Source organism: bacterium (genome assembly GCA_029210965.1).
Classification (GTDB): domain Bacteria; phylum BMS3Abin14; class BMS3Abin14; order BMS3Abin14; family BMS3Abin14; genus JALHUC01.
Map to the genome: position 1 here is coordinate 79,325 of JARGFZ010000007.1, position 19,448 is coordinate 98,772.

Below are 19,448 nucleotides of genomic sequence, written 5' to 3' on the forward strand. Positions count from 1 at the left end.
GCGAGGCCATTGGCCTCGTTTTTTTTGCATCTAATAGAGTATTTATTAAGGATAACCCCCTAAAAAAAGGAAGTTTTTATGAGTGGAAAAATGAGAAGCGATCGTGTCAAGAAGGGACCGGAAAGGGTACCATCACGTGCTCTTCTCTATGCCACAGGGGTGACCCCCTCCGCTCTGAAACGGCCTCATATAGGGGTATTCACCAGCTTTACCGACATCATCCCGGGCCACGTTGGGATGAGGGAGCTGGAAAGGGCCATCGAAAAAGGTGTCCACACTGGTGGCGGCCTCTCCTTTCTGGTGGGGATCCCTGGAGTGTGCGATGGCGTGGTTATGGGGCATGAAGGAATGAGATACAGTCTGCCCACGAGGGAGTGGATATCTGACCTCGTTGAGGCAGTTACCCAAGGGCACGCTTTTGACGGCATCATTCTGCTCACCAACTGTGACAAGATCAGCCCCGGTATGCTCATGGCAGCAGCCCGTCTGGACATACCTGCACTCATGGTAACGGCCGGCCCCATGCACTCTGGTATGTACAAGGGCCAGCGTCGTTCCCTGGTGAGGGACACTTTCGAGGCGGTGGGACGGTACCAGGCCGGGCAGATGGACGAGGAAGAGCTCGAGTGTTTGGCCCTGGAGACCTGCCCGGGACCTGGAGCCTGCCAGGGAATGTACACGGCCAACACCATGGCCTGCGTCACAGAGTCCCTGGGTCTCTCCTTGCCATATAGCGCAACGGCTCTGGCCGGTTTCGCCGAGAAGAAGCGCATCGCTTTTGAGAGTGGCGAGCGCATTGTGGCCATGATCAATGAAGGGCTTACCACCTCGAAGATCCTGTCTCAAAACGCTTTTGAGAACGCCATAGCAGTGGACATGGCCCTGGGAGGTTCTACAAACACCGCCCTGCATGTCCCTGCCATAGCCCACGAGGCCAATATCAAGGTCGACCTGGACATGTTCGACCGGATCAGCGCAAAAACACCCCACATCGCCAACATTCGGCCGGGTGGCGAGCACTTTATGGAAGATCTTCATTACGCCGGAGGAGTGCCAGCTGTGTTGTCGCGCTTACAGCCCCTTTTAAAACCGGCCATGACCGCTGCCGGGGTGGATATCATGAAGATAGCGGAGTCGGCCGAGATCAAGGACGACGATGTCATACGGTCCATGGATAACCCTTATCACGCACAGGGAGGGATCGCTGTTTTGAGGGGCAACCTTGCCCCCGACGGCTGCGTCGTCAAGCAGACTGCCGTGAGCGATGACATGCTCGTATTTGAGGGGCCTGCTCGTGTATTTGAGCAGGAAGAGGAAGCCATGGCGGCTGTTATGGCTCGGACGATCCTGGACGGCGACGTTCTTGTGATCCGGAACGAAGGACCTCGAGGCGGCCCCGGTATGAGGGAGATGCTGTCTGTTACTGCGGCATTATCCGGGTTGGGGCTTAAGGTGGTTCTCCTCACCGATGGCCGATTTTCCGGAGGAACCAGAGGCCCTTGCATCGGGCACATTTCTCCGGAGTCCGCAGCTGGCGGAAATATTGCCTTTGTTCAGGAAGGTGACACGATCAGGGTAGATATACCGGGGCGAAATCTTGATCTCATGGTTTCGGAAGATGAACTTGAAACCAGACGGAAGCTCTGGACCCCTCCGAAACCAAAATATCGCCGCGGTATCCTGGGACGTTACGCACGCCTCGTCCATTCGGCAGCCACAGGCGCTATATTGGACGACGAGTAAAATTGATGGACTAGCAAAAACTCCATCACCCCGTTCTGCCATTGGCGGGATCGCCCTCAATAAAACTTGAAGATATTTTTTGCGAGGTTAACAAGAATTGACGGAGACAGGTTATGCAGATGACAGGCGATCAAATACTGGTTCAATCGCTGAAAGATGAAGGGGTCGATATCATGTTCGGCTACCCAGGGGGGGTACTGCTGGGTTTATACGATGCCCTGTTTAATAGTGGTATCAAACATGTGCTTCCGAAACATGAACAGGCGGCGGCTCATGCCGCGGACGGTTACGCCAGGTCCACCGGGAAAGTAGGGGTCGTTCTGGCCACCTCGGGTCCCGGTGCTACCAACCTGATCACAGGGGTGGCCACAGCCTTCATGGATTCAGTCCCCCTTGTAGTTTTGACCGGCCAGGTCTCGACCCACATGATCGGCGGCGACGCCTTTCAGGAAGCGGATATCATCGGGATCACGCGTCCTATAACAAAGCACAGTTATCTGGTCACGAAGACCGAGGACATTGCCAGGATTGTTCAGGAGGCGTTTCACATTGCGGGAACGGGAAGGCCCGGCCCCGTCTTGATCGATTTACCCAAAGACGTGCTGACCGGCAAAGCAAAGTACAATCGTCCGAAGTCTGTAAATATCAGAGGGTACAAACCCAAGGTCGAGGGACACTCTGGGCAGATAAAGCGTGTCCTGACAGAGATCAAAAAGGCCAAAAAGGCGGTCATTTACGCTGGTGGCGGAGTTATCCTTTCGGGGGCCAGCGCGGAGCTTTTAAAGTTTGCGGAGTACAACCAGATCCCGGTGACCAACACACTCCTGGGACTGGGCGGATTTCCGGCGGACCACCCGCTTTTTCTGGGAATGCTTGGAATGCACGGTGCCTACGTGGCCAACATGACCATCCATGAATCGGACCTCATTCTGGCCATCGGGGCACGGTTCGATGACAGGGTGACAGGCAACGTGGCCAAGTTCGCTCCCAATGCCCGGGTCGTTCACATTGACATCGACCCGTCTGCCATCAGCAAGAACATCGTTGTCCACGTCCCTGTGGTGGGAGACGTCAAGGGTGTTCTAACCGAACTGAACCGCCTTCAGAAGAAGGAAGAGCCGGTGTGGGGCGAGATCAGGCAGAGTTGGCTCGATCATGTCCGCCGGTGGTCTGAGGAAAGACCTTTTTCCTATGACAAGGACACCAAGCAGATCAAGCCACAGTATGTCATCGAACGTCTTAGCGAACTTGCCCCGAAGGACGCCATCATCACCACTGAGGTGGGTCAGAACCAGATGTGGACGGCCCAGTTCTACAATTTTACCAAACCCAGAACCCTCCTCTCCTCCGGGGGGCTGGGTACCATGGGTTACGGTTTTCCGGCGGCTATGGGGGCTCAGTTCGCAAATCCGGACAAACTGGTTGTTGACATCGCGGGTGATGGAAGCATTCAGATGAATATTCAGGAACTGGCTACCATCGCCCAATACAACCTGCCGGTGAAGATCCTCATCCTCAACAACTGCTTCCTGGGTATGGTCAGGCAGTGGCAGGAACTGTTCTACGGTGCCAGATACTCCTCTACATGCCTCGCCTCCAACCCCGATTTTGTCAGGATCGCTGAAGCCTATGGTGTCAAGGGGATCAAGGTCGAGGACAAGAAGGATGTTGACGCAGGCCTGATCGAGATGATCAATCACGATGGTCCGGTGCTTCTCGAGGTCATGGTGGACCGGGAGGAGGGAGTCTATCCCATGGTTCCTGCCGGCGCAGCATCGAGCGATATGATTTTCGGCCCGAATAAGAAAGACACAAAGAAGCTCAAGGTTGTTAAATAATACCGGGCTTAAAAGATCTTAAACTGCTGCGAGGTGAGTGATGAAGCATACAATTTCCATAACAGTTGAGAACAGGTTCGGCGTCCTGTCGCGGGTGGTGGGTCTTTTCTCCGGGCGAGGTTTCAACATAGACAGCCTGAGCGTCGGTGAGACTATCGATCCGGAGATCTCCCGGATAACCATCGTAACCAGAGGAGACGACCGGATCATTGAGCAGGTCACGAAACAGCTGCACAAACTGGTGGACGTTATCAAGGTTATCGACCTGACCGACCTGAACTTCGTGGACAGGGAATTGATCCTGATTAAGGTCAGCGCCGCAGAGAAGGCAAAGGCTGAGATCCTCAGGATCAATGAGATCTTCCGTGGCAAGATTGTCGATGTTTCACCTGCCAGCTATACTTTTGAGGTTACTGGCGACGAAGAAAAGATCGAGGCGTTTCTCAAACTTGTGAAGCCTTTTGGTGTGAAGGATGTCTCCAGGACCGGCAAAGTGGCGATCAGCAGAGAGATGTGAACCGCCATTTAAAATAGTCGCAGGAATGAATTTAGAATTCCATATTCCACATTCTACATTCTACATTCCGATTTTTTTGAAAGGAGCAAAACACATGGACGTACTAACTGAGAAGGATCTGTACTTGAAAGGTAAGCCTTTGGCTGGAGTGAAGGTGGCGATCATCGGTTACGGCAGTCAGGGTCATGCCCAGGCCCTGAACCTCAAGGAAAGCGGTGTGGATGTGACCATCGGTCTCATTGAGGGTGATGCGGGCCGTGAGGCTGCAAAAAAAGCCGGTTTTTCAGTCAAGACTATCGAGGAGGCCAGCGCCGGCGCTGATCTCGTCATGATGCTTGTTCCTGATGAGTTCCACAAAGTGGTTTTTGAGGGACAGATCCTTCCCAACATCAAGGATGGTGCGGTACTGGCTGTGTCCCACGGTTTCTCCATCCATTACGGGCAGGTGGTGCCCCCCAGGACCATGGATGTCATCATGGTCGCTCCTAAAGGCCCTGGGCACCTGGTACGCAGCGAATTCCTCCAGGGACGTGGTGTACCTGTCCTTGTGGCTGTCCACCAGGATGTTTCCGGTAAGGCCAGGCAATATGGCATGGAGTACGCTGTAGGAACCGGCGCCGGTCGGGTGGGCATTCTTGAGACCACCTTCCGTGAGGAGACCGAGACGGACCTGTTCGGTGAGCAGGCGATCCTGTGCGGTGGTGCGGTGAGTCTGGTCGTGGCAGGTTACGAGACCCTTGTGAACGCCGGTTACGCTCCCGAGATGGCCTATTTTGAATGCCTTCACGAACTCAAACTCATCGTGGACCTGCTCTACCAGGGCGGCATCGGTACCATGAACTATTCCGTGAGCAATACCGCAGAGTATGGCGGGTTGACAAGAGGTGACAGAGTCATCGACGAACATGTCCGGGAGGAGATGGAGGAGATACTCGCTGAGGTGCAGAGCGGGGAGTTTGCCAGGGAGTGGATCCTGGAGAACCAGGCCGGGAGGCCCGTGTTCAACGCCCTCAGCCGTGAAATGAACGATCATCCCATCGAAGAGGTGGGCAAGCGGCTCCGGGCCCTCATGCCGTGGCTCAAGGAAGAATCTGCCGTTAAGGATAAGGAATAAGGAACACAGCACATGTCTGTAGTGGCAAGGGAAGGGATACCTCACATATCGATCCCGTCCTTCCTGGCGGTGATACTTCTCCTCACGGGCTATCCCCTGGGAGGAGCCGCGGCCGGTATAGTCGCCATTTCGGTGGCCCTTTTCTTCAGGGACCCTGAAAGAGCCCATTCGGCGGGTCCGGGGGAGATCCTGTCTCCGGCCGATGGGCGCATCGTTGCTGTTGATCGGGTCCAGGAGGACCGCCACCTGGACGGCGGGGCCCTCCGGATAAGCGTTTTCATGAGCATCTTTAACGTTCATGTGAACCGGGTACCCATGGATGCCAGTGTGGTCACTGTAAAACACATCTCGGGCGGATTCGCCATGGCACACCTGGACGATGCCGGACTTATCAATGAGCGGACCGAGATCCTCCTTGTGGACAGTTCAGGCAGAAAAAGTCTGATGGTCCAGGTGGCGGGGTTAGTGGCGAGGAGGATCATCTGCAGGTTGAGGCAAGGCGATGATGTGGTGAGGGGAAGCAGGTTCGGTCTCATCTGTTTTGGTTCAAGAGTTGACCTGTACCTTCCTGAGAAAGCTCAGCCCCTGGCCCGGATCGGCGATCGTGTCCGGGCTGGCCAGAGTGTGCTGGCTCAAATGTGATGGACTCGTAATAAGTCCATCATTCAGGATCTCGAAGAGACTTTTTACGAAGTTGTTAAACAAGATGAGGGGGACTTTAAATGGATGGTGACGGACCAAGCCGGCGAGCTGTATATCTTCTGCCCAATATGATCACGACCCTGGCTCTCTTCACCGGTTTCATTTCGGTGGTCGCTTCCATCGATGGGAATTACCAGCGGGCCGCAGTGGCCATCGTTGTGGCCGGTGTGTTCGACGCCCTGGACGGACGGATCGCCCGGCTGACCAGGACCTCTTCCCTTTTCGGGGTACAGTACGACAGCCTTTCCGACATTACCGCTTTCGGTGTGGCCCCGGCCCTCCTGGTGTTCACGGCGGTTCTGCACCCCCTGGGTCGCTTCGGGTGGCTGGGGGCGTTCCTGTTTTTGGCCTGCGGAGCGCTCCGGCTGGCGCGTTTCAACGTACAGGCCCAGCGGGTAGGGGAGAAGCACTTTACCGGATTGCCGATCCCTGCCGCCGGCGGGATGGTTGCCGTATCGGTCCTGCTGGTCATGGAACTGGTGCCCAACGGCGGGTTCGAACCCCAGGCTGTGAAGGTGGTCTTTATCGCCGGTGTCTACGCACTGTCTTTCCTCATGGTGAGTATGGTGCCGTACCCGAGCTTTAAACAGATCGTCATCCCGCGCCGTAAAGCTTTCCAGGCCCTGGCCTTCGTGACCGTGCTCCTTGTGACCATGGCCAATTACCCCGTCTATTTTCTGTTCGGGTTCGGGTTTTTCTATATCGTCATCAGCCCGATCATAGGGGCCTGGATCCTGAAAAAACTTGGTGTTCTGGACACTGAAAAACTGGAAACCTTCACAATCGAGGATGAGGACATTCTCGAAGACAATTGAGAGGAGGTGGTGGCGCACCATGGGGCTAGGTGAAAGTGACCTTGGAATGAACAGTATCGGTACCGGTAACGGTCGTGGTGGCGCTGCCGTCAGTTAGAAAGAGGGGCGAACCCTCAACTTTAGACCTTCCCCCCGGCACCGTAATTCAAAAAAACAGTATACCCCGGGTACGGGGAACGGAAGGAGCAACAAATGTCCGACAGGATAATCATTTTCGATACGACCTTAAGAGATGGCGAACAATCACCCGGAGCTTCCATGAACCTGGAGGAGAAGCTCCAGGTGGCCAGGCAGCTGGAACGCATGAACGTGGACGTCATAGAGGCGGGGTTCCCCATAGCCTCCGAGGGCGACTTCGAAGCTGTGCGCGCTGTGGCCAGGGCGATGAAGAAGACCGCCGTGGCAGGTCTGTGCCGGGCCAGCAAAAAGGACATCGACAGGGCCTGGGAGGCGCTCAAGGAGGCGAAAATACCGAGGATCCACACCTTCCTGGCCACTTCGGACATCCACGTCAAACTCAAGCTCCAGAAGACCCACGACCAGGTGAAACAGATCGCTGTGGATGCCGTTCGTCACGCGGCAGGATATACCGATAACGTTGAGTTTTCGGCTGAAGACGCGGCGCGAAGCGATGTGTCCTACCTGTGTGAGGTCATTGAGGCTGTTATCGAGGCCGGGGCAAAGACCGTCAACATTCCGGACACCGTGGGATACGCTATACCCGACGAGTTCGGAAACCTTATCGCCACCATCCGCGACCGGGTTCTCAATGTGGATCAGGCTATCCTTTCCGTTCACTGCCACAACGACCTGGGGCTTGCTGTTGCCAACTCCCTGGCAGCCGTCCAGGCAGGAGCCCGACAGGTGGAATGTACTATCAACGGGATCGGAGAACGGGCCGGTAACGCTTCCCTGGAGGAGACGGTCATGTCTCTCAGGACCCGTCAGGATTATCTGAATGCACACACGGATATTTGCACCGAGGAGATCTACAGGGCGAGCAGGCTGGTTTCCGGTATTACCGGGATCCTGGTCCAGCAGAACAAGGCCATCGTTGGAGCCAACGCCTTTGCACACGAAGCAGGCATTCACCAGGACGGCATGCTCAAGGACAGGACCACCTACGAGATCATGACCCCGGAGTCGGTGGGGATCAAGGAAAGTTCCCTGGTCCTGGGAAAACATTCCGGCCGTCACGCCTTCAGGAACCGCCTGGATGAGTTGGGCATCGAACTTACTGACGAACAGCTCCAGACAGCCTTCATTGCCTTTAAAAGCCTGGCCGACAAGAAGAAGACGATTTACGACGAAGATATCGAGGCCCTCATCGCAGAGGAGATCCTGCGTCTCCCGGACAAGTTCAAACTGATCAGCGCCAACTTTACAAGTGGGACCGGAGTTGTACCCTCCGCCACCGTTGAGGTGGAGATCGACGGCAAGGTAAAGACAAATGCGGAGTTCGGTGACGGTCCTGTGGATGCCGTTTTCAAGGCCATCAAGAAGACCTGCAAGAGCAGGGCGAAGCTTTTGAGGTTCACCGTATCAGCCATCACCGGGGGAGCAGACGCCATGGGTGGTGTAACCGTACGTATCAAGGAGAACGGGTACACCATCATCGGGCAGGGTGCCCATTCGGACATCATCGTGGCCTCTGCGAGGGCCCTGATCAACGCCCTGAACAAACTGGAGTACAGGAAGAAGACCCAGAAGACAGCGGAGATGGAGAGGCCGAGCTTATAAACAAGTCCAACGCCCAAAGTCCAACGTCCAAAGTAAACATTAGGACTCAGGTGGTACCTGTTTAAACCCGTTGGACATTGGACACGGGACATTGGACCGGAGGCAGAGAATATGCCCATGACCATTACACAAAAGATCCTTGCGGCCCATTGCGGCCGGGATGAAGTGCACCCGGGGGAGATCATCATGGCGGATATCGACCTTGCTCTGGGTAACGATATTACCGCCCCCATTTCCATCAAGATCCTAAGGGAAAAGGGGATCAAGAAGGTGTTTGATCGTGACAGGGTCGCCCTGGTGCCTGACCACTTTGCTCCCAACAAGGACATTGCTTCAGCCCAGCAGTGCAAGGACCTCAGGGAGTTCGCCCGGGATTTCGATATAACGCACTACTTTGAACTGGGTGAAATGGGTGTGGAACATGCCCTCCTCCCCGAAAAGGGTCTGGCCCTTCCGGGCGAGCTCATCATTGGAGCGGACAGTCATACCTGCACCTATGGTGCCCTTGGCGCGTTTTCCATGGGTATGGGAAGTACCGATCTGGCTGGCGCCTTGATCAGTGGAAAGGCGTGGTTCAAGGTTCCCGGCGCGATCAAGTTCGTCATCGATGGGAAACTGAAGCCCTGGGTGGGTGGTAAGGACCTCATTCTCTACATCATAGGAAAGATCGGGGTCGACGGCGCTCTTTATCAGTCCATGGAGTTTACGGGAGAAACGGTTCGCGCTCTTCATATGTCCGACCGCTTGACAATGTGCAACATGGCCATAGAGGCCGGTGCCAAGAACGGCATCATCGAGCCTGACGAGATCACCGAAGAGTACGTCAGGGAACGGACATCCAGACAATGGAAGAACTACAGCAGCGATGCCGATGCCGAGTACCTGGATGAGATCCGGATAAACGCTTCGGATGTGGATCTGCAGGTGGCTTTCCCTCACCTCCCTGAAAACTCCAGGCCGGTGGGTGAGGCCAGGAATGTGGCCATCGATCAGGTCGTCATCGGATCGTGCACCAACGGTCGCCTGGAGGACTTTCAGGCGGCAGCAAGGGTCCTCAAGGGAAGAAAAGTCGCCCCGGGTGTTCGGCTGATCATGATCCCGGCCACACCCCTTATCTATCGCCAGACCATGGAGGAAGGACTCTTCGACATCTTCCTGTCTGCGGGAGCAGTCATTAGCCCTCCCACATGCGGTCCGTGCCTGGGTGGACACATGGGAATCCTCGCAGAGGGAGAAGTCGCTGTGGCAACGACGAACAGGAACTTCGTGGGCCGCATGGGTCACCCCAAGAGCGAGGTGTATCTGGCCGGGGCGCCGGTGGCAGCGGCGTCGGCGGTCGCGGGGACCATAAGTTCCCCGGAAGATCTATAAAACAAGAATGGTGAAGGAAGAAGGAAGAAGAAAGACATAAAATAGGCACAGATAAAGTGCTTTTTCTTCCTCCTCCATCCTTCCCTATTCCTCCTTCTTAAATATGGGAGTTGATATGGATAAGATCTTAAAAGGCAACACCTGGCGTTACGGGGACGATGTGGACACAGACGCCATCATTCCCGCACGCTATCTCAACACCTCCGACCCGGGGGAGCTCGCCTTGCATTGTATGGAGGACGCGGACCCTGATTTTCCCAATAAAGTTGCACCGGGGGACATTATTGTGGGCGGCAAGAACTTCGGATGCGGGTCGTCCCGAGAGCATGCTCCCATTGCCATTAAGGCAGCGGGTGTCTCATGTGTTATTGCTGGTTCCTTCGCAAGGATTTTCTACCGCAACGCCTTCAATATGGGGCTTCCCATTTTTGAATCAGCGGAGGCGGCGAAGGGGGTTCGGACCGGAGACAAGGTGGAGGTGGATCCTGCCACCGGGATCATTAAAAATCTCAGCACTAAAAAACAATACAATGCCGAACCGTTCCCGCCTTTCATGATGGATCTCATCAAGGCCGGCGGGCTGATACCTTTTCTTCTCAAGGAGCAATCACATGGCTGAATCAAAACAGGAGTTCGACATACTTGTCCTCCCCGGCGACGGCATAGGGGTAGAAGTCACCGCGGAGGCTGTCAAAGTCCTCAAAGCCACAGGGCAGCTCCACGGATTTACATTCAAGCTGAAGACAGCCCTGGTGGGTGGAGCGGCTATTGATGCCGAGGGAGCGCCTGTAAGCAAAGAGACCATAAAGTTGGCCGCTGATGCAGATGCCGTTCTCCTGGGGGCCGTTGGCGGTACCAAATGGGATGATCTTCCCACCGACAAAAGGCCGGAAAAAGGACTTCTCGGAATGCGCAAGGATCTGGACCTTTTTGCCAACCTGCGTCCTGTCCAGGTTTTTGGTCCCCTGGCATCAGCATCGACTCTCAAACCGGAGGTAGTAAAAGGTATCGATCTCCTGGTGGTCAGGGAACTGGTATCGGACCTCTATTTCGGTGAACCCAGAGGCATCAGGGATACGCCCAACGGCCGGGAAGGGTTCAACACCATGCGTTATCTGGACTGGGAGGTCGAGCGCATAGCTCGGAAGGCCTTTGAAATAGCCATGGGACGCCCCCGCAGGAAGTTGACCTCGGTAGACAAGGCCAACGTCCTGGAGACGAGCGCGCTCTGGCGGGAGGTCGTCATCGAAGTGGCCCGTGATTTCCCGGATGTGGAACTGGACCACATGTTTGTGGACAACTGCAGCATGCAGCTCATCAGGAACCCGGCACAGTTCGACGTTATCGTCACCGGGAACATTTTTGGGGATATTATCTCCGATGAGGCCTCCATGCTCACCGGGTCCATAGGGATGCTGCCCTCGGCCAGCCTTGGAGAGGGAGTGGCTCTATATGAACCTGTCCACGGCAGCGCTCCTGACATAGCCGGGCAGGGAAAAGCCAACCCCCTCGCCATGATCCTGTCTGCGGCCATGATGCTGGAGATAAGCTGCCAGGCACCCGAAGCGGCCGGGTCGATACGGGTAGCGGTGAACCGTGTTCTGGAAGAAGGCTACAGGACCGGAGATATCGCCCAGGAGGGATCAAATGTGGTTTCCTGCAGCGAGATGGGCGATCTGGTGACTGAGCGCCTGAGCGGACAGGTTTAATGAGATCCATTAAGGTCGGTATAATTGGGTTGGGAAACATCGGATGCGGGACGATGCAGATCCTTACCGAGAACAGGGAGATCCTGAGCGAGCGCGTTGGTGCCACCATCGATGTGGTCTATGCAGCCGACCTGGATTTGAACCGACCGCGGCCGGTTGATGTCCCTCAGTCCATCCTGACTACTGACGCCATGGATATTCTACGGGACCCGCAGGTCCAGATCGTTGTTGAACTCATTGGCGGTATTGAACCGGCCAGAAGCTATATCCTGGAAGCTATTGAGAACGGAAAGCATGTTGTGACGGCCAACAAGGCCCTTTTATCGGAGCACTGGCAGGAGTTGGTGGAAAAGGCAGAGGAAAAGGGGGTCTCCCTGCTTTACGAGGGAAGTGTCGGTGGCGGGATCCCTCTTATCAGGACCATCAAGGTGGGGCTGGTGGCCAACAGGATCCGGTCGGTAACCGGGATAATAAACGGGACGTGCAATTATATCCTTTCAAAGATGTCTTCGGAAAAACTGGCTTTTGATGAGGCCCTGTCCATGGCCCAGGAAAAGGGTTATGCGGAAGCTGATCCGGCCATGGATGTAGAGGGCATAGACGCAGCTCAGAAGCTGTCCATCCTTGTGAACCAGTGTTTTGACGTTCCTATGTCCTACAAGGATCTGCCTTACCAGGGCATTACTGAACTGACCTCCATGGACCTTGAGATGGCTGAGGAGTTCGGTTACCGTATAAAGCTTCTGGCCTCGGCCCGGAGTACGACCAGAAATTCCAACAGGGAGGTGGAGGCCTGGGTGCACCCGGCTCTGGTGCCTGAGAAACATCCTCTTGCCGCAGTGGATAACGTATTTAACGCAGTTTATATAGAGGACGACAACCTGGGTCCATCATTGTATTACGGACGGGGAGCTGGCGCCCTTCCAACAGGCAGCGCCGTTGTTGCCGATATCGTCTCCTGTTCGCGGGACATCCTTTCGGGAGCCGTCGGCAGGGTCCCCGTGGGCGGCAACCGCCAGGGACCGGTGGGACAGCAGCGCAATTCCCAACTCGCCCGGGACAACGTGAGCGAATTTTACGTCAGGGTAACAGCCAGGGATCGTCCAGGGGTCCTGTCCGCAATTTCAGGACTGCTGGGAAAAAGTGAGATCAGTATCAGTTCGGTGATCCAGAGAGGCCGCGAACTGGTAGATGGCGGCGGGGTTCCAATTGTAATGATCATCCACGAAACCTCCTATGCCAGAATGATCCAGGCACTATCCGATCTTGATGCCATGGATGTGACCCTGGGGAAGAGTTTCTACATGAGAATACTTTCCGAGGAGAAAGACCAGTGAGCGAAAGGGGCAAATATATCGTCCTGCTCGGGGACGGTATGGCTGACAGACCGGTGGATGAACTCGGCGGACGGACGCCACTCATGGCGGCGCGGACACCCAATATGGACCGCATCGCCCTGGAAGGCGTCCTGGGCATGGTAAGGACATTACCTGAGGGGATGCCCCTTGGATCGGATGTGGCCAACCTCACCGTTCTCGGGTACGACCCGAAAACAGTCTACACCGGGCGTTCGCCCATCGAGGCCGCCGGCATGGGTGTTGACCTGGGTCTCGGGGATGTGGCGTACAGGTGCAACCTGGTCACCCTCGGCAGGGGCGGCGCTGAGGGCCTTGACACGGATCTGGCGGGAGAACTCAAACCCGAGTTCATCATGGTCGATTTCGCTGGAGGGCATCCCGGTGACGAGGAAGCCGAGAGCATTGTCTCGACCCTCGCGAAGGAACTCGGGGAAGAGGGGATCGAATTTCATCCAAGCGTGTCCTACCGTCACCTCATGGTCTGGAGAAAAGGGCTGCAGGATCTGACGGTGAGTCCCCCCCACGATCTGACGGATGAAAAGATCGGGATCGGATGGCCGCGGGGCGCAGCCTCCGAAAGGATCCTGGATCTCATGACGAGCTCGGTGGGGCTTCTTGCCCGGCATCCGGTAAACGTCATGCGCGCCTCCAAAGGCATAAAACCGGTGAACGCCATCTGGCTGTGGGGCCAGGGCGTTAAACCCGGTATGAAGTGTTTTCGTGATGTCTACGGCCTTGACGGGGCCATGATCTCAGCCGTTGACCTTATGAGAGGTCTTGCGGTCTCCATCGGATTTGAGGTCATCAAAGTGCCTGGCGCCACCGGCTACCTCGACACCAACTATGAGGGTAAGGCCTCGGCGGCGCTAAAAGCCCTTGAAAGGGTAGACATCGTCTACCTTCACGTGGAGGCTCCCGACGAAGCCGGGCACAGCGGTTCCCTGGAGAACAAGATCAGGGCCATGGAGGATTTCGACAGCAGGGTTGTCGGACCGGTCCTGGATGGACTGAAAGAGCTGGGGCCCCACAGGGTCCTGCTCCTGCCCGACCACGCTACACCACTGGAAATAAAGACCCATTCTGCAGAACCGGTACCCTTTGCCATATATGATTCCCTGATCTCAGGCGGTTCCGGGGGGACTTATGATGAAGCTTCTGGGGCTTCAACGGGCATTCATATTGAGAACGGATATGAGTTGATGGGGAAGTTTATCAGAAAGGAACTGTAACAAACTCCGGAAGAGGAGAGGAGGAGAAGAGGTGAAGAGGAGGGATTGGCACTTCCCCTTTTCCCCATGTCCCTTCTTCCCCTTTTCCTAGATGTGAAGCACTGAGAGGGGGCAACAAATGGCGCTCGTAGTTCAGAAGTACGGTGGTACTTCAGTAGGGACCACCGAAAAGATCAGACATGTGGCGTCCCGAGTCAAGAAAACCCGGGACGCTGGCAACGACGTTGTTGTGGTCGTATCGGCCATGGCTGGCGAGACCAACAAGCTGGTGGATCTTTGCAACCAGATGATGGAACTTCCGGATGCCAGGGAGTACGATGTGGTCGTTTCGACAGGGGAGCAGGTGACCATCGGTCTTCTTTCCATGGCCTTAAAGAACATGGGGCAGGAGGCGATATCTCTTATGGGTTTTCAGATCCCCATACATACGGACAACGTCTACGCCAAGGCCAGGATCAGCCGCATCGAGAACGTCAGGATCTTCGACAACCTGAAGGCAGGGAAAGTCGTGGTGGTACCAGGGTTCCAGGGTATCGACGAGACCGGAAACGTGACGACCCTTGGTCGAGGCGGTTCCGATACCTCTGCCGTTGCCCTTGCCGCGGCTCTGAAGGCCGATTCCTGTGAGATCTACACCGACGTTGAAGGGATCTACACCACCGACCCGAATATTGTTCCGGAGGCGAGGAAAATACCCAGGATCAGCTACGATGAGATGCTCGAAATGGCCAGCCTGGGAGCCAAGGTCCTCCAGATCAGGTCGGTGGAGTTCGCCAAAAAATATAATGTTCCGCTGCACGTCAGGTCCACCTTCACCGAAACGGAAGGCACCTGGGTGACAAAGGAGGATATGGATATGGAAAGGGTAGTGGTTTCCGGTGTGACCTACGACAAAAACGAGGCCAAGGTATCCATTCTTGGTGTACCGGACAAGCCTGGTATCGCGGCAAAGATCTTTGGCCCCATCGCTGATTCCAACATTAATGTGGACATGATCATCCAGAATATCAGCACCGACGATCACACAGATCTCACCTTTACGGTGCCAAAAACAGATCTTGCCCAGGCCCTGTCAATCGTAGGACCTATAGGGAAGGAGATCGGCGCGAAGGATATTGTTACGGACGACAGTGTTGCCAAGGTCTCCATTGTCGGTAATGGGATGCGGAGCCATTCAGGGATCGCATCGACGTTATTCAAGGCCCTGGCTGCGGAGGGGATCAACATCATGATGATCAGCACCTCGGAGATCAAGGTGTCCTGTGTGATAGATAGCAAATACACCGAGCTGGCTGTCCGGATTCTCCACGAGGCTTTCGGTTTGAGTGAAGAATCCAAATAGAAGAGTTTGAGAATTGGAAAGGTAGGAAAGTCATGGGTTCCGGAAAGAAGGATCAGGTAATACTTTACGACACGACCTTAAGAGACGGCACGCAGGCTGAGGAAATAAGCCTGCAGTTGATGGACAAGGTCGCTATTGCCCATAAGCTGGACGAACTCGGTATGGATTTCATCGAGGCTGGCTGGCCGGGCTCAAATCCAAAAGATGCCGAGTTCTTCGAACTGTCGAGGAGCCTTTCCCTTTCCCACGCAAGGATCACTGCCTTTGGTTCCACAAGGCGAAAAGGCATCAAAGCCGCGGACGACCCCCAGATCCTGGCGCTTCTCAAGGCGGCCGACGCGATCACCATCTTTGGCAAGAGCTGGCACCTGCACGTCAAGGAAGCGCTTCGTACAACCCTTGAGGAAAACCTGGAGATGATCAACGATTCGGTCTCCTTTTTAAACAAGAATGCCGACATCGTTTTTTACGATGCCGAACACTTCTTCGACGGTTACAAGGACAACCCGGAATACGCGTTAAAAACTCTGGATGCGGCTTACCAGGGTGGTGCTCAGTGCCTCATCCTGTGCGACACCAACGGCGGGACCCTGCCTTCAGAAATCAGGGCCATTACCAACCAGGTCCAGGAGAGGCTGCCGGATGCACGGCTGGGGGCACACATGCACAACGATTCTGAGTGTGCAGTGGCAAACAGCCTGGTCATGGTCAAAGAGGGCGCTCGGCATGTTCAGGGAACCATCAACGGGTGGGGGGAGCGGTGCGGTAACGCCAACCTGGTCTCCATTATCCCCTCACTTGTTCTGAAAAAAGGGTTTAAATGCAGTGTAGATGGTGAAAAGCTGGCCCGTCTGAGAGAAATGTCCCTCACTATAGCCGAAATGGCAAATATGAACCCCGATCCCCGGCAGGCTTTTGTGGGCCGCAGCGCCTTTGCACACAAGGGTGGAGTCCACGTTTCGGCCATGCAGCGGAACCGGGAGACCTACGAACACATCGACCCTGCTCTCGTGGGAAACAGGACCAGGGTGCTTCTTTCAGATCTTTCGGGCCGCAGCAACGTCATCTTCAAGGCCAAGGAGTTTGGCGTTGAGGTGGATGAGAAAGACCCGGCCATTGCCAAGGTTCTTGAGACTACAAAGGATCTGGAGAACCGGGGATTTCTCTACGAATCGGCAGAAGGTTCCTTCGAACTCCTGCTTAAAAAAGCGTTGGGCCGTCACCGGCGTTTCTTCGGCCTTGTGGGTTTCAGGGTCATTGATGAAAAGAGGGATTGGGATAAGCCGCCCCTGTCAGAAGCTACTATTATGGTGGAGGTGGGCGATCATGTGGAGCACACCGCCGCTGTGGGTAACGGTCCCGTTGATGCCATGAACGAAGCTCTCAGAAAAGCCCTGACGAAGTTCTACCCTGTACTGGAACAGGTGAAGCTCCTGGATTTCAAGGTAAGGATCCTGCCTGAAGACAAAGGTACAGCAGCGACTACAAGGGTTATCATCGAGTCCGGAGACGGTCAGAGCAAGTGGTCCACGGTAGGCGTGTCGGATAACATAATAGAAGCATCCTGGCAGGCCCTGGTGGACTCCATCGAGTACAAGCTGCTGCGGGAAGAAGAAGCGGGGAGACTTTAAAGACAGGTATCGGTGTGACGGGGTATCGGTGTATAGGGGAGAATGCTTAATAACATATTTGATATTAAAAACACCGGCCCTGCCGGTGTTTTTAATATGTGAATAAGTGCGCAAAGTGAATATTTTGCCTTGCGCTTGACGAACGCGGAATATTGTGAGAAATGAATTAGTTGCGAGAATAGGGGCTTAAAGAGCTGTTTGTGAACAATATTACATGACAGGGGAGATTTATAAATGATTGAGGATAAAAACATTTTCGAGAGGGGTTTGTGGAGAAACCCCATGAGTTATCTGGGGATCGGCATGTCAGCCTTTGCGGCTCTGCTTATTGCCCTTTTGCTCATAATCGACATGCTGGCCGCCATCCATTCACCTTATCTTGGCGTCCTCCTGTTTTTCATAATGCCGGTCTTTTTCATGGCCGGTTTTGTCCTCCTGGCATGGGGAATGAGGGATGAGCACAAGCGCAGGAGGAAGAGTTCGATCGTGGAGGTCCCCGAGTTCCCGATTCTGGATCTGAACCTCCCCGCTCACAGAACCAGGTTTCTTGTTTTTATTGTGGGGGCGGCTTTTACGGCTCTCCTTTTAACGGTAATTGCCTACGAAGCCTATCACTTCACGGAATCTCTCACTTTCTGTGGAGAGCTTTGCCACGAGGTCATGGAACCTGAAGCAGTTGCCTCCCAGAACTCGCCCCACGCGAGAGTGTCGTGTGCCGGTTGTCACGTCGGTCCAGGAGCCGGGTGGTACGTGAAATCAAAACTGGCCGGTTCCAGGCAGATGTTGGCTGTTCTCCTTGATTCTTTCCCGAGGCCAATCCCGCCGGCCATTCAGCACCTGAGGCCTGCCAGGGAGACATGTGAAGAGTGTCATTGGCCGGAGAAGTTCTACGGCAGTAAACTCAAGACCCGCACTCACTTCGGGTTCGATGCCTACAACATTCCCCACGATGTATCCATGCTGGTGCGCATCGGTGGAGGGGAAAGCGCAGCCAAGGAGGGCGGTTCAGGGATCCACTGGCACATGCTGTCCGACAAAGAGGTCACCTTCAAGGCTACCGATCCCGGACAACAGGTGATCCCGTTAGTCTGGGAAAAACACGCGGATGGAACAGTGGTGGAGTATCGGGCCGAAGGGTACGAGGAGGAGGCCGAGCAAGACGGTAAAGGCGGCCACGGTGAGGAAGAGCGCCTCGTGGACTGTGTGGTGTGCCACAACAGGCCGACCCACATCTACCGATCACCCAATCTGGCCATGGACAAGGCTCTGTTCGAAGAAGCCATCGATGTCAAGCTTCCCTATATCAAGAAGCTGGGAGTGGAGGTGCTCATCGGTGAGTACGCCTCACACGAAGAGGCAGCCGAGGCCATCCGCGCTAAAGTGTGGGCCTTCTACAAGGAGGAGTATCCGGGCAAGGAGAACGAACTGGGGCCCTCTATTCTGGAAGCAGCCGAGGTGATCATCGAGATCTACAACAACAACTTTTTCCCCGAGATGAAGGTCTCATGGAAAGAATACCCGGACAATATTGGACACTGGATCTTCCCGGGATGCTTCCGCTGCCACGACGGGAAGCACGTCAGCGAAGACGGAAAGACCATCCGGCGTGACTGCGAGATCTGCCACACCATGCCGGAGAGCTCACCGGGCACCCACTGGGCCGAGGCGTTCCCGGAAGGCAAGGCGTGGGATACCTGGCACCCTTGGGACCTGAAGTACCAGCACGCCGAGATGAACTGCAACGTCTGCCATGACGGAGCTTTGCCCCCCTCCATGAGTTGCGCCACCTGCCATGAGGAGAAGGGCGTTTCCAGGTACGATGAAAATGTCGGTATGGGTGATTTTGAGTGCTCCGAGTGCCATCTAGATGTTCAGAAGGTCCAGCCGGTCATGGACTGCCTTGACTGCCACGATGGCGAACTGACGGAACTGCATGTGGACATCGAGGATCATGTGGACGCCGGGTGCCTCCAGTGCCACACGCCCCACACGTGGGTCGTGCCGGACAGGGAGGCCTGTTACGAATGCCACGATGACAAAGAAGACCATAACGCCGGGGACGCGTGCATCGATTGCCACGACTTTAAGTAACCGTCCCCGTTTTTAAGTGCTAAAAAGCCCGGCCATGTGCCGGGTTTTTTTATGGGAGCGGACGTTACAGGACGCAGCACGCAGCATGCAGGACGCAGCACGCAGGAGGATAACCTTGGGGGCACCTCATATTCTCAGGTTTTGAACAATTCAGGACTTTAGTGGATAAAACCTTCCCTGCGAACTCTGCGCCTTGCCTGCTTGCCATGAGTCCCGCCGTTGGCGGGATTGAAGGGCGAGAGACCTCA

At 55.3% G+C, this 19,448-nt stretch carries 15 protein-coding genes; all 15 read left to right on the top strand.

The annotated features are described in order from the left end of the window. Positions 1–90: 90 nt before the first annotated feature. Entirely contained in the window at positions 91–1,743 is a 1,653-nt protein-coding gene (ilvD, locus tag P1S59_04835; GenBank protein ID MDF1525579.1) for a dihydroxy-acid dehydratase, read from the top strand. A 113-nt stretch (positions 1,744–1,856) separates the two neighbouring features. Beyond that, positions 1,857–3,581, top strand: coding sequence for a biosynthetic-type acetolactate synthase large subunit (ilvB, locus tag P1S59_04840; protein ID MDF1525580.1), 1,725 nt, complete (start codon positions 1,857–1,859; stop codon positions 3,579–3,581). Positions 3,582–3,621: 40 nt separating this feature from the next. After that, a complete protein-coding gene (ilvN, locus tag P1S59_04845; protein MDF1525581.1) occupies positions 3,622–4,098 on the top strand; it encodes an acetolactate synthase small subunit in 477 nt (158 codons plus the stop codon). A 94-nt stretch (positions 4,099–4,192) separates the two neighbouring features. Next, positions 4,193–5,212 carry a ketol-acid reductoisomerase gene (ilvC, locus tag P1S59_04850; protein ID MDF1525582.1) on the top strand — a complete coding sequence of 340 codons (1,020 nt, stop codon included), beginning with the start codon at positions 4,193–4,195 and terminating at the stop codon, positions 5,210–5,212. Positions 5,213–5,224: 12 nt separating this feature from the next. Beyond that, positions 5,225–5,854, top strand: coding sequence for a phosphatidylserine decarboxylase family protein (locus P1S59_04855; protein ID MDF1525583.1), 630 nt, complete (start codon positions 5,225–5,227; stop codon positions 5,852–5,854). A gap of 80 nt (positions 5,855–5,934) precedes the next feature. After that, positions 5,935–6,729 carry a CDP-diacylglycerol--serine O-phosphatidyltransferase gene (gene pssA, locus P1S59_04860; GenBank protein MDF1525584.1) on the top strand — a complete coding sequence of 265 codons (795 nt, stop codon included), beginning with the start codon at positions 5,935–5,937 and terminating at the stop codon, positions 6,727–6,729. Positions 6,730–6,921: 192 nt separating this feature from the next. Next, positions 6,922–8,469 carry a 2-isopropylmalate synthase gene (locus P1S59_04865; protein ID MDF1525585.1) on the top strand — a complete coding sequence of 516 codons (1,548 nt, stop codon included), beginning with the start codon at positions 6,922–6,924 and terminating at the stop codon, positions 8,467–8,469. A gap of 111 nt (positions 8,470–8,580) precedes the next feature. Beyond that, positions 8,581–9,840, top strand: coding sequence for a 3-isopropylmalate dehydratase large subunit (gene leuC / locus P1S59_04870; protein MDF1525586.1), 1,260 nt, complete (start codon positions 8,581–8,583; stop codon positions 9,838–9,840). A gap of 115 nt (positions 9,841–9,955) precedes the next feature. Next, positions 9,956–10,459 carry a 3-isopropylmalate dehydratase small subunit gene (leuD, locus tag P1S59_04875; protein MDF1525587.1) on the top strand — a complete coding sequence of 168 codons (504 nt, stop codon included), beginning with the start codon at positions 9,956–9,958 and terminating at the stop codon, positions 10,457–10,459. Then, on the top strand, positions 10,452–11,549 hold the full coding sequence (leuB, locus tag P1S59_04880) for a 3-isopropylmalate dehydrogenase (GenBank protein MDF1525588.1): 1,098 nt from the start codon (positions 10,452–10,454) through the stop codon (positions 11,547–11,549). The genes leuD and leuB overlap by 8 nt, the downstream gene beginning before the upstream one ends. Beyond that, positions 11,549–12,886, top strand: a complete 1,338-nt coding sequence (locus tag P1S59_04885; GenBank protein ID MDF1525589.1) for a homoserine dehydrogenase — start codon at positions 11,549–11,551, stop codon at positions 12,884–12,886. The genes leuB and P1S59_04885 overlap by 1 nt, the downstream gene beginning before the upstream one ends. Further along, complete coding sequence (locus P1S59_04890; protein MDF1525590.1) at positions 12,883–14,136, top strand: cofactor-independent phosphoglycerate mutase; 1,254 nt, start codon at positions 12,883–12,885, stop codon at positions 14,134–14,136. The genes P1S59_04885 and P1S59_04890 overlap by 4 nt, the downstream gene beginning before the upstream one ends. Before the next feature lie 118 nt (positions 14,137–14,254). After that, positions 14,255–15,478: an aspartate kinase gene (locus P1S59_04895; protein ID MDF1525591.1), complete on the top strand. Its 1,224-nt coding sequence runs from the start codon at positions 14,255–14,257 to the stop codon at positions 15,476–15,478. 32 nt (positions 15,479–15,510) lie between these two features. Beyond that, positions 15,511–17,109: a citramalate synthase gene (gene cimA, locus P1S59_04900; GenBank protein ID MDF1525592.1), complete on the top strand. Its 1,599-nt coding sequence runs from the start codon at positions 15,511–15,513 to the stop codon at positions 17,107–17,109. 234 nt (positions 17,110–17,343) lie between these two features. Next, positions 17,344–19,200, top strand: coding sequence for a NapC/NirT family cytochrome c (locus tag P1S59_04905; GenBank protein ID MDF1525593.1), 1,857 nt, complete (start codon positions 17,344–17,346; stop codon positions 19,198–19,200). Positions 19,201–19,448: the final 248 nt, after the last annotated feature.